The sequence below is a fragment of the Paenarthrobacter sp. 10L412 genome (assembly GCF_056395565.1).
Window position 1 is genome coordinate 275,063 of sequence record NZ_JBFTJT010000006.1, and the last position, 11,363, is coordinate 286,425.

The 11,363-nt window shown below is 61.7% G+C and carries 11 protein-coding genes; 4 read left to right on the top strand and 7 right to left on the bottom strand.

Annotated features, from left to right (window positions below):
- Nucleotide 1: 1 nt before the first annotated feature.
- Both AC1DD7_RS09310 and AC1DD7_RS09315 read right to left on the bottom strand, forming a co-directional pair.
- The gene (locus tag AC1DD7_RS09310; protein ID WP_477514708.1) at nt 2–1,297 is read right to left on the bottom strand and encodes a sugar ABC transporter substrate-binding protein; all 1,296 of its coding nucleotides are present in this window, start codon (nt 1,295–1,297) and stop codon (nt 2–4) included.
- Between the two features lie 169 nt (nt 1,298–1,466).
- A complete protein-coding gene (locus tag AC1DD7_RS09315; RefSeq protein ID WP_477514709.1) occupies nt 1,467–2,543 on the bottom strand; it encodes a LacI family DNA-binding transcriptional regulator in 1,077 nt (358 codons plus the stop codon).
- A 126-nt stretch (nt 2,544–2,669) separates the two neighbouring features.
- Here AC1DD7_RS09315 and AC1DD7_RS09320 point away from each other — a divergent pair, with 126 nt between their 5' ends.
- Nucleotides 2,670–3,209 carry a P-loop nucleotide/nucleoside kinase family protein gene (locus AC1DD7_RS09320; protein ID WP_477514710.1) on the top strand — a complete coding sequence of 180 codons (540 nt, stop codon included), beginning with the start codon at nt 2,670–2,672 and terminating at the stop codon, nt 3,207–3,209.
- Between the two features lie 23 nt (nt 3,210–3,232).
- On the opposite strand, the gene AC1DD7_RS09325 is transcribed toward AC1DD7_RS09320, so the two are convergent.
- Nucleotides 3,233–3,841, bottom strand: a complete 609-nt coding sequence (locus AC1DD7_RS09325; protein ID WP_477514711.1) for a hypothetical protein — start codon at nt 3,839–3,841, stop codon at nt 3,233–3,235.
- A 104-nt stretch (nt 3,842–3,945) separates the two neighbouring features.
- Here AC1DD7_RS09325 and AC1DD7_RS09330 point away from each other — a divergent pair, with 104 nt between their 5' ends.
- The 3 genes from AC1DD7_RS09330 to AC1DD7_RS09340 all read left to right on the top strand — a co-directional run bounded on the left by AC1DD7_RS09330 (nt 3,946) and on the right by AC1DD7_RS09340 (nt 6,411).
- Entirely contained in the window at nt 3,946–4,566 is a 621-nt protein-coding gene (locus tag AC1DD7_RS09330) for a DUF2510 domain-containing protein (protein ID WP_477514712.1), read from the top strand.
- Nucleotides 4,567–4,621: 55 nt separating this feature from the next.
- Entirely contained in the window at nt 4,622–5,263 is a 642-nt protein-coding gene (locus AC1DD7_RS09335) for a DUF2510 domain-containing protein (RefSeq protein ID WP_477514713.1), read from the top strand.
- 95 nt (nt 5,264–5,358) lie between these two features.
- On the top strand, nt 5,359–6,411 hold the full coding sequence (locus tag AC1DD7_RS09340) for a LacI family DNA-binding transcriptional regulator (RefSeq protein ID WP_477514714.1): 1,053 nt from the start codon (nt 5,359–5,361) through the stop codon (nt 6,409–6,411).
- A gap of 167 nt (nt 6,412–6,578) precedes the next feature.
- Here AC1DD7_RS09340 and AC1DD7_RS09345 read toward each other — a convergent pair whose 3' ends face one another.
- Genes AC1DD7_RS09345 through AC1DD7_RS09360 form a run of 4 tightly spaced genes read right to left on the bottom strand, consistent with a single transcriptional unit; the run spans nt 6,579 to nt 11,309 of the window.
- The gene (locus AC1DD7_RS09345) at nt 6,579–8,024 is read right to left on the bottom strand and encodes a glycoside hydrolase family 32 protein (protein WP_477514715.1); all 1,446 of its coding nucleotides are present in this window, start codon (nt 8,022–8,024) and stop codon (nt 6,579–6,581) included.
- Nucleotides 8,025–8,047: 23 nt separating this feature from the next.
- Nucleotides 8,048–8,920, bottom strand: a complete 873-nt coding sequence (locus tag AC1DD7_RS09350; RefSeq protein WP_442004564.1) for a carbohydrate ABC transporter permease — start codon at nt 8,918–8,920, stop codon at nt 8,048–8,050.
- A gap of 8 nt (nt 8,921–8,928) precedes the next feature.
- Nucleotides 8,929–9,894 (bottom strand): carbohydrate ABC transporter permease, encoded by a 966-nt coding sequence (locus tag AC1DD7_RS09355; protein WP_477514716.1) that lies wholly within the window; start codon nt 9,892–9,894, stop codon nt 8,929–8,931.
- Nucleotides 9,891–11,309 carry an extracellular solute-binding protein gene (locus tag AC1DD7_RS09360; RefSeq protein WP_442016517.1) on the bottom strand — a complete coding sequence of 473 codons (1,419 nt, stop codon included), beginning with the start codon at nt 11,307–11,309 and terminating at the stop codon, nt 9,891–9,893. Before AC1DD7_RS09360 ends, AC1DD7_RS09355 begins: the two co-directional genes overlap by 4 nt.
- Nucleotides 11,310–11,363: the final 54 nt, after the last annotated feature.

An 11,363-nucleotide genomic window follows, 5' to 3' on the forward strand; every position in this document is an offset into this window, starting at 1 on the left:
GTTACTTCCCGGTTCCGATTGAATCGGCCGCAGCTTGAAGGTCCTTCATCGCCGCCGCGGGATCCTTGCCGGCCTTGACGATCTGTTCAAGCTGCGTGTCTGCGGCGGCGGAAACCTGGGTCCATGTGGAGATGGTGGGAGGAAAGTTGGTGTCCTTCAACTGTTCACCGAACACGGCCAGCTTCTTGTCGTCGGCCAGGCTCGGGTCCTTCCAAGCGCTTTGCAGGGCGGGAAGGCTTCCTGATGCCTTGTACCACTTGATCTGGACTTCCGGCTTGGCCAGCCACTGAGCAAGCTTCCAGGCACCGTCCCGGTTCTTGGCGTCCTTGAAGACCACCATGTCTGACCCGCCGATGAATGACGTCCCGCTGACCTTTTTGGGGAAGGGCGCCACCATGTACTTCTCTTCAAAGCCCGGACCGCCGGCCGTGTTGAGCTGAGCGAGGCCGGATGGGCCCAGGATCAATACCGGGGCTTCGCCATTGACAAAGGCCGCCTCGCCGGCGCCAGCCCCTGTTGCGGGGTTCTTGTTGGCTAGCTCGTCGGTGAAGAAGCTCTGGTAATACTTCAGTGCGTCCACAATCTCAGGGGTGTCGAACGTCCACTTTGAGTTGTCCCCGCTGATGAACTGTGCGCCGTTGGACCAAAGGAACGGAAGCATGGACTGGAAGGAATCGGCACCGGACACCGGCAGTTGGAGTGGGTATTTCACGCCGTCCTGAGACTTCAAGGCCTTCGCCATGGCAGTCAAGCCGTCCCACGTCTTAGGAAATTCCGGGTAACCAGCCTGGGCAGCCAGGTCCTTGCGGTAGTACAGGACCCGCGTGTCAACGAACCACGGCACGCCCAGGGTAGCGCCGCCGACCTCCGTGGATTTGACAGAGCTGGGGAAGAACCCGGACGTATCCAGCTCTGCCGGCTTGGGATCGAAGGCATCACTGAAATCAGTCATCCAGGTGGTACCCATCTGGGCAAGATCCGGAGTTGTTCCACCGGCGATGGCCGTCTGGTACTTGTTGTGGGCCGCATCCCAGGGGATGGCCGTAACGTTTACCTTCACTCCGGGGTTCTCAGCCTCGAAATCCTTCATCAGCTCAGGAAGCAACTTCGCTTCGCCTCCCTGCGCCCATAAATTGATCGTGCCGGTGGCGGCGCCGCTCGCGATTGCCTTCCCGGTCTCCGTACCGTTGGAAGCCGGGTTGTCGCGTCCGCAGCCGGTCAGCAACAGCCCGGCGGCAAGGCCAAGCACCGCGATTTTCCTCATTCGGACGCGAGTGTCCGCAGTGGTTTGGATCATCGTTGTTCCCTTCAATCGGACGCTTGAAGCGCCAAGTAGCAGAATCGCCCGATTTATGCGCTTAGATTCCTGTAAAGAAGGGACTCAATGCGCTTAGATCGGTGGGTGTACTCAATCTAAGCGCATTACTGTGACTTTGACAACAGTTTCGGAGGAAACTCCGTTGGGATTACGTTCTTGGGCAGCCGCAGCTTTCGCGAACCACAAGATGCACCGGCAGCTGCCTCTCGACGAGTGGGGCATCGGGCCTTGAGATGGCATCCACCAGGATCTCCACCGCCGTGCGGCCCATCAATTCCATTGGCTGGCGGACCGTAGTTAATGCAGGGCTGACCAGGCGTCCGGCGACGACACCGTCAAAACCTGTTACAGCAACCTCGCCCGGCACCGAGACGCCGGCAGCCTTAAGTGTCTCCATGACGACCAATGCTTCTTCGTCGTTGGCACACACGAAAGCCTCGGGGAGGGAACCGGAGCCCCGGAGGTCCGCGATCCACTCGGCAGTCACAGCACTGGCGCCGGGCCTGCTTTCCAACGCGGGTAGAACGTCCAACCCGTGGGCGTCCATGGCAGCGCTAAAGGCCTTGTACCGTACTTCCGTCTCTACGTTGGGGATGCTGACGAACATCAACTTCTTGAACCCGTGAACTCCCAGCAGGTGTTCCATCAGCTGCCGCACGCCGGAGGCGTTGTCCACCGTCACATGGTGAAGGCCGTCATCGTGCGAGGGTTCGGAGAGTTCAAGAACGGGAATGCGGGCCGAAATGCGTCGTGTCATCTCTGCAGGTATGGTGCGCGGAAAGATGATCAGGCCGTCGACGCGCCCCGCAATGTCAGTCACTGCCCGCTCGCTGCTGGCCTTGTTTCCTCCGCCGATCATCAGTGCGTAGCCCCGGCTGAAACTCTCCAGTTGGACGCCTCGTTGGACTTCGTCAACCCAGACAGGAAACAAACGGCAATTATCATTAGGCGCCACCACAGCAGCGGCGCGGTCCTTCTTCATACCCTCGGCATCGGGCAGGAAATTCAGGAAGTCGAACGCAAAGAGCCCAAGGGCACCCGTTCGTCCTTTGGCAAGGCCGCGGGCGCTGGCGCTGGGCACATACCCGAGGTCACGAGCCGCATCCAGGACAGAATTTCTCGTCGAATCCTTGACCCTGTGAGGCTGGCTGAAAGCAAACGACACCGTGGCAATCGAAACCCCCGCCCGCTCCGCAACATCGTAAACTGTGGGTCCCTTGACCACCGCCACCACTCCCCTAGATACGCAGACTATGCGCTTAACAATAGAGGCGAAAGCCGGAAGCGGATCTCGTCAGCACTACGTGGCATGTCGGTCGCAGATCCCCCGCGCACATCGACACAATGAACTATGGCTGAATCCGTGATCTTGATAAATGGGCTGCCGGGCTGCGGCAAGACCACCCTGAGCAAGCTCCTGGGCAAGGAGATGAATATCCCTGTTGTGTCGAAGGACGACATTAAGGAAGCCCTCGCGGATATCTGTCCTGGACAGATCAGCAGCAGAAGGCTGGGCGGGATTTCTTCAGAAACGATGTGGCGGCTAGTCTCAGCAATTCCGGGAAGCGTGATCGTTGAGTCCTGGTGGTACCGGCCCCGCGACCTTGATTTTGTCCTTGAGGGCTTGGCTCATTCAGGTAGTCCGGACGTGGTTGAAATCTGGTGTGAAGTTCCTCCCAGCATCGCTTGGAGACGCTACGTTGATCGTCAGCGACATGAGATTCATCCGATAGTTCCCAGTGAGCCGGACTGGGCAGAATGGTCGACGAATAGCGGTCCACTTGGGATCGGGCAAACGATCGGCGTCGATACCTCGGGGCCCGTCGAGGCAGCCGCACTCGTGGAGAGGCTGCCAGCATCCTTTGGCATGACTGTAGGGCGGCGCATTTAGGCCAGCCATGTGAAACCCCGCACCTACTCCGTCCAGTATTTCCGTATCTTGCCCAGTGCATCGCTCAACTGCTCACCGGACAAGGTAAGGGAACTTTCCGGCATCCCCAGCTCATCCCATTTAGCAACGACTTGGGTATCGCCGTCGAGCGGCAGGGGCCACAACCAGTAGTGCGCCGTCGACTGAACGATCTCGTCAGTGCTGCTCCCGCCACCGCCGCCAAGAGTAGTCAGGACGGGGCCTGTGACGTCCTCGGTCCCTTCGTACATGGACGGCCCGTGGATGGCTGCAACTGCCTTGCGGCCATCGGGGAAAGCGACGCCGAGCTGTAAACCTGTCCCGGTATCGAGGCTTGAGCGCGGATGGTTGAAGGACCGATCCATGACGTCCCGCCACTCCCGGTCCGACTCGTCGCCACGGCGGACCGACCACACGAGGTCCAACGCACATCCCGTGGAGTACACCTCCACCAGCTTCAGTGCCATCACCATCTGCCGGCTGTGGTGAACGAACTCGCCGATGTGAACCACCCCAGGCAACTCGTCCGACGGCGGACCAGACCATCCGGGGCGGAGTGGCTGGGGTTGGCGCGGACGTTGGGGTGGCTCTGGAAGATCGTCGAAGAACGTCATGCTCCATGCTTACACCGCCACGAAAGCTAAAGGGAGGGTTGCCATCCGAACGGAAGAAGAGAACCGCGCTATCCTCTGATTCACGACTCATTTTCAGGGGAAATATGACGCACGCACCCAACGGTTCCACGACGCCGGCCGGCTGGTACCCGGATCCTTCCTTCCCGCAGCAGATGCGCTGGTGGGACGGCCTTCAGTGGACAGCGCATTTGGCACCAGCCGGCCAGCAGTTCATGCCGCTCCAGCGGGTCCTGATCAGCAACCAGACGCCGGTGTACAACCCCTTCATTTGGGCCTTGGTGCTGCTGCCGCTGGTGTCGCTCCTGCTGCTGCTTACCTGGCAGCCCGAGTTCCGAACCATCACCACCAGGCAGGGCACCACTACCATCGATCCAATGTCGATGTACACGCCTGGCTACTTCCTGCTCCAAGCCTCGGGGCTCATTGTTTATGGCGTGTCTGTCCTGATGGCCTACTTGGACCATCGGCGGCTGGCGCGTTCCGGCGTCGTGCGTCCCTTCCACTGGGCGTGGTGCTTCCTGAGCCCCGTCGTGTACGTCATTGGCCGCACGGTGATTGTCCGGAAGGTAGCTCCCGGCCGTGGGATGGGGCCGGTGTGGGCGCTCATTGGCATGGTGGTCTTGTCCCTTATCGTGACCGGCATCTGGATGGCTAACATGATGCAATCGCTGTACTCCCAGTTCGGATATTCGATCAACGCCTGATGTCCTGACACCAATCCAGGACGTCTTTTGATGGACCCTAACGCAGGGGGATAAATTGGCCGACGCAGCATCGGGGTCCACCCCATCGCCGGATTCAGCATCGACTCCGACGCCGGTATCTGGCTGGTACCCGGACCCTGCGGATCCGCGATACTTACGTTGGTGGGACGGCGTTACATGGACAGCACACCTAGGGCCACCCGCTTCGCCTTTGGCCGCTCAGCGTCCACTGATCAGTGAGAAGACACCGGTCTACAACGCCTATATCTGGACTATCACTGGCCTGCCCCTGCTGATGGTGGTCCTGTTCTTGTCCTGGAACCCGGAGATCCGCTTCTACACGACCAGCAAGGGCACCACATCCCCTGATCCGTCCTCGCTTTTCAACGTGGGCTACTTTCTCCTTTGGGGCGGCCTGGTGGTTGTGTACGGTGCCTCGATCGCATTGGCAGCCCTTGACTATCGGCGCTTGGTCCACGTGGGCGTACTGGCTCCATTCCACTGGGCTTGGGCGTTTCTTGGTGGGGTTGTCTACGTGATTGGTCGGGCAGCAATCGTGAACAAGGTGGCCCCGGGAAGAGGGTGGTGGCCGGTAGGCGTCATCTTCGCGGCGTGGTTGCTCTACGTTGTGGTGGGCTCAATTAAGGCCATGACCTGGATGCAGTCGATGTTCTCCCAGATGGGCTATGGTCCCTGACAACCTGCCTTCTTCGGCTCCCACGGCCCGGTAGGCACCCGTCCTCACACGCGTTAGGTAGACTGCTGACAAATGACGGATGGAAGGACCTCCCGATGAACCGCAAGGCCACTGCACTGGACGTCGCCAAGAGGGCGGGGGTGTCCAGGAGCGCGGTCTCGCTGGTGCTCAATGGCCGCGGCGATGGCAACGTGGCCAAGGAGAGCCAGGACCGGATCCGTTTGGCCGCACAGGAACTCAACTACTCCCCCAACGCGATCGCGCTCAGCCTGCGGAACCAGCGTTCCCGGGTGATCGGCATCGTGTCTGACGAAGTTGTGGTCAGCCCCTTCGACGGCAACATCATCGGTGGCGCGGACGACGTCGCCCGTAGCCGCGGTTTCGTCACCGTGGTCATGGACACCGAGCGCGACGCCGCCCGGGACGCGAGCGCAATCGAAACCCTCCTGGACCGCCAAGTGGACGGGCTCATGTACGTGACCGTGGGTTTGAAGCCGCTCGACGTCCCCCACGGCATGCTGCGGGTCCCGTCAGTCCTGGCCAATTGCTACGACAGCAGCCCCAAGCCTCAACTTCATCACGTCATCCCGGACGAGGTCACCGGCGGCAGGGAAGCTACCGAGCATCTGCTGCAGTTGGGCCATCGGGACATCGCCTTGCTCGCTGGGGCCGAGGAGTCCCCGGCCGCTCCCCTGCGCGTTGAGGGCTACCGGGATGCGTATGCCGCTGCTGGCCTGTCGGTTCGCGCGGACAGGATCACCATGGCGGGTTGGGATATCGACGCCGGTTTCCACGGCGCCATGAAACTGCTCGACGGCGTGTCCCCGGCTGAGCGGCCCACGGCCATCATGTGCGCGAATGACCGTCTGGCAGTCGGCGTTGCCTTGGCCGCTGCCCGTTTGGGTCTCAATATCCCTACGGATCTCTCGGTGATGGGTTACGACGACGAAGCACGCATCGCCGACACCATGGTCCCCGCCCTGACCACCATGGCCCTGCCGCTGCGTGAGATCGGACGCGCGGCCATGACGACGCTCCTGGACACAATCGAAGGCGTATCCGCTGGCGCGGAAGACACGAGCGTGGAAACTATGGTCCGCTGCCGACTGGTTATCCGGGAATCAACCGGCCCTGCGCCAACGCGCTGACCAGTTCGTCGTTGGCCCGCTATTCCGTTGTCGGGCAACAACGGAATAGCGGGTTTCCCACGTCAAATAGGGCCCACACCACCCGGGTTCCCTGGCTGAGCTTGCGAAGTTAGGGAGGTGGTGGGGATGCAAAGCAGGCCCCACAACGCACGACGTCGGCCTGCCGCCTACTCGGGGAGCGTCAACTCCCACACGTTGGCAGTTGCGCCGGCGGGCAGGGTGAGCTGCCACTCCTCGCCGGGCGTCGGGTAGGCCCGAAGCGTCGTGGCGACCGAACCCGTGCGGTAGACCTCCACCAGGGAAGCATCGATGAGGATCCGAAGCTCCTCTCCTGGAGCCAACGAACCCGAGTAGACGACCTGCCGGATGTCCCCGGAGTCACTATCTGAACCCGAGACAAGCACGAGCTCCACGTCACCGGAAGACACGTCACCAGAAGGCACAGCACCACCCTTCACGAGCACCTCGGCAAACGCGGGAACCACCATCGAGCCCGCAGGATCCGAAGCACCAGCAGCACCCTCAAAAACCGCAGCACCCCTGTAAGCCAACACCTCAGGCGCCGGGGAAACAGCCAGTGCCCCGTCAACCAAGGACAGAACGCGAGGATGTGTCAGCACGCCCGACCATCCGGCGTCGTCGATTTCCTCCTGGGTGCGGCCACGGCGGCCGTCGCGTCCGGGACCCTCGTTGGCCCACCCCCACAACAACGCAGCAGGCGAAGAAGCAGCGGAACCGTAAGCGAGCTGGACAATCTGCGGTGCATAGAAGTCGCGCCCAAGATCCGACTTCCCACCGGAGGACGGCACGAACACAGGCAACCCCGTCGCGGGGTCCGAGGAAAGGGAACCGATCAGGTGCCCAACCCCGTTGGCGTGCTCGTGGTCATCGCCGGACAGCCAGAGCGAGAACATCATCACCCAGGCGGAGCCGCCGGAAGAGTCAGGCACCTGCACCAGTTGCGGGCACTCCCAAATCGCGGCCGGTGCGTGAACTGCAGCCACCGGATCGGCAGAGGTCAGCCAGATCCCCTGGTATTGCCAGGAGTCCATGTCCTCCACGGTGTACAGCAGCAAAGCGGCGCGCCCATCAGATAAACCCGCTCCCTGGATGGCGTACCGAGCACCGTTGAAGTGGAAGATGAAGGGATCCCGCACGGCAGTGACCAGAGGATCAGAGGGCATGGACGCGGCGACGTGGCCAGTCTGCTCCCACGTCACCAGATCGGCCGAACCACGGGCAATCACCACCTGCGAATGGCCGCCGTGGTCCTGCACACCCGAATAACAAGCGGTCGGCACATCACCATCAGAGGTCACCACGCCGGTCCAGCAGCCCGCGGAATCCGGACCGCCCGGCTGGGGCGAAAGCGCAACTGGGTGTTCTTCCCACTGGATCAGGTCAGAGGAACTCACGTGTCCCCAGTGGATCTGGGAGTGTCGGGCCGATTCCGGGTTGTACTGGAAGAAGACGTGGTACCGGCCGTTGATGTAGCTGATGCCGTTGGGATCGTTGATCCAGCCTTGGGCCGGGCGCGGGTGGAAGCGCGGGAACGCCGGATCCGGGTGCGCCGAAACAGACAACAGGGAATCAAAAAGTGCAAGGTCCGTCACTGGAACCCTTTCAATAAGAGAAGCTACTTGCCCGTTCCAGCGGTGAGTCCGTCCTGCAGTGCGCGCTGGCCGAACATGAACACCACCAGCGCGGGAATCATGGAGAGGACGACGCCTGCGAGCACCACGGAGATGCTTCCGGTGCCGAGGTTGCCCTGCAGCGACACCAGGCCCAGGGGCAGGGTGAAGTTTTGCTCGGAGATGGTCATGATGAGTGGCCTGAAGAACTCGTTCCAGTGGAAGTTGAACGCCAGGATGCCCACGATCGCCAGGCCCGGCACAGCCAGTGGGGCGTACACGGAGCGGAAGGTACGCCACGGCGAGGCGCCGTCGATCGCAGCCGCTTCAGCGAGCTCACCGGGCAGCCCCAGGAAGTACTGTCGCATCAGGAAGGTGCCGAACGCCGTCGGGATGGCCGGAATGATCAACGCGAGCAGCGTGTCCGAGAGCCCGACGCCGCGGATCAGCATGAACACCGGCACGATCGTCACCTGCGCAGGCACCATCATGGTGGCCAGCACGATCGAGAACAACGCGCCCCGTCCCCTGAAACGAAGGTGCGCGAATGCGTAACCCGCAAGGGCTGCGGTGAGCATCTGCCCGACGGCGATCAGTCCGGTCACCAGGGCACTGTTCAGTACCAGTCCCACAATGTTGAGTTGCTTGAACACCTGCTGGTAGGACGCCAGATCCGGGTTCAGGGGCAGGAACGCCGGTGGCAGTTTGAAGGATTCCGACGGCGGTCGCAGCGAGGTGGATAGCGTCCAGAGAACGGGACCCAGGACGAAGACGGCTGCGATCAGCAAAGCGGCGACGCGCCCGGCAACTGACCAGTCGCGCTTCTTGCGCGTAACCACAGGCGCTGTGGTTTCAACACGTTCAGAAATGAGGGTCATGGCGGGCCTTACTGGTAGAAGACGAATCGTTTGCTGAGCCGGAACTGTGCGGCTGTGATGGCCATGATGATGAGCGTCAGGATCACGCCGATCGCCGAGGCCTGGCCGAATTCGAGGCGTTGGAACGCGGACTCGAAGATCACCATGACGGCGGTACGCGTTGAGTCACCCGGGCCGCCGCGTGTGAGCACGTAGGGCTGATCGAACACTTGCAGCGCGTTGATGATGGCCATCACCGATGCCACCAAGGTGGTGGGGCTCAGCAGCGGCAACGTCACGTAGAAGTGTTTGCGCCAGCCCGTGGCGCCATCGATCGAAGCGGCTTCGTACGTCTCCACCGGGATCGAGGCCAGCCCACCAATGAACAGCAGGAATGAGAACCCGAAGTTCTGCCACACGTACACAAGAATGACGACGGCGGCCGAACCACCTGGCGTCGTCAGCCACGGCACCGCAGGGACGCCGACGAGCGAGAGCAGCCAGTTCACCACGCCAAACTGCTCGTTGAAGAGATAGCGCATGAAGATGGACACCGAAGCTGCGGACAGGATCAGTGGGAAAAAGAAGGCGGAGCGGAAGAACACCCTCAGCCAGGCCGGGAGTTTCTCCTGCACCATGATCGCCAGGCCCAGCGCGAGTCCCAGCTGGAGGGCTACGGCGACGATGACAAACACGATGGTGTTGAGGAACGAGACGCGAACAGTCGGGTCCTGGACTACTTCGGCGAAATTATCGAAGCCCACGAACGTCGGCGCGGAGATGATGTCCCAGCGGAAGAAGGCGAGCGCCACGGACGCGACGATTGGCAGCAGGGTGAAGATGCCCATGCCCACGATCGTCGGGGCAAGGAAAGCCCACGGCAGCCAGCGTTGCTGGACGCGGCCACGCTTGGAGGGCTGGCTGTGCTTGTGGGAGGCCAAACGGCCGCCCGGCTGCTTCCCGGTCCCGGTGGGGGTGCTGGTGGCGGTGCTCATGGCTGCCTCCTCAGGGCCAGTTCAAGATCGCGCTGCATTGATTCGAGGGCCTGCTTGAGTTGGCGCTCGTCCCCGCTGACGGCCAGGGATACGTTTTTCATGAGGGCTGTTTCGACGGCGGCCTGCTGGGGTGGTGCCGGAATGGGACCTGTAGTGGGGAATTTGTCCAGGGTCTCGTAGAAGACTTTCCAGTTCCGTGGACCGGTGCCGGCATAGAGTTTCTCGTTGACCATGGATCGGCGTGCGGGAGTGGTGTTCGGTGTGGGGAACACGATCTGCATGGCCTCTTTGCTGGAGCTGAATTTCACCCATTCCCAGGCTGCGTCCTTGTCCTTGGCGGTCTTCATGATCGCGTAGCCGGCCGTGCCGAATTGGTGTCGCTGGGTCCGCCATTTCGGGAAGAACTGGACGTCGAAGTCGTTCTCTGTCATCCCTGCCTCGTGGAGGCCTTGTACCCAATAGCCGCCCGCCGGCGTCGTACCGATCCTGTTGGAGGCGAAGAGACCGATCAGTGCGCCACCGCCACCTTCCTCTGGCCGGACACCAAGTCCGTCCTTGACCAGGCCGCGGAGGTAGTCGAAGGATTCGAAGACGCGGGGGTCGTCCGCGTTGGGTTCGAGCCACTGGTAGCCGCCGGAGCGGAGGCTGCGCGAGGGATCGTTGGCGTAGAAACCGTCCCAGAGCCATTCGCCGCCGGTGGACTTGGTTTCCTTGAGGAAGCTGGTCTCGTTGGCGTAGAGCCACGGCACCACTCCACCGAAGAGACGGTTGGTCCAGTAATAGGGGGTGAAGTCCTGCGGCTTGGCTTTCTTCATCGCAGCGAGGGTGCTGCGGAAGTCCATGTGCGTCCAGTCGTCGGCGGGGCGTTCCAAGCCGGCCTGACGGAGTGATGCGGTGTTGTAGTACATGTTGGCGGCATTCCAGTCGATGGGGAGCTGGAACAGGCTGCCTTTGTACATGAAGGCTTCCACCAAGCTGGGGTGGACGTCTTCGAAGTACTCCTTCATGTGGTCGGCGTCGCGGCGCAGGTACTCGTCCAGCGGATGGGCCAGTTTCTCGGCGAAGAGCTGGGCACCTTCAGTGGCCACGTACACAACGTCCGGCGGTGTGCCTGCAGCGACCATCGTGAGAATCTTGGTGAAGAAGTCCTTCCAGTCCACGGCCTGGATGGCTTGGACCTTGACCTTGATCTCTGGGTGGACCTTGGCGAAGGCGTCGATGACTTTCTGGCGGGCTGCGGCGTCAGCGGCGGTGCCCATGATGGCGATACTGAGGCTGTTGTCTCCCCGGCCAGGAATGTCTGTCCCGGTCAATCGCGGCCATGACGCCGCTGTTGCTCCGACTATCCCGGCACCGAGGGCTGTGAGGGCTGTTCTGCGTGTGAATTGTCGCAAAGCCCCATTGGTTCCCGGCATGTAGATTTCCTTCCCTAACACGTGTCAGGTAGCCTATTCCTGCTACCTAACACG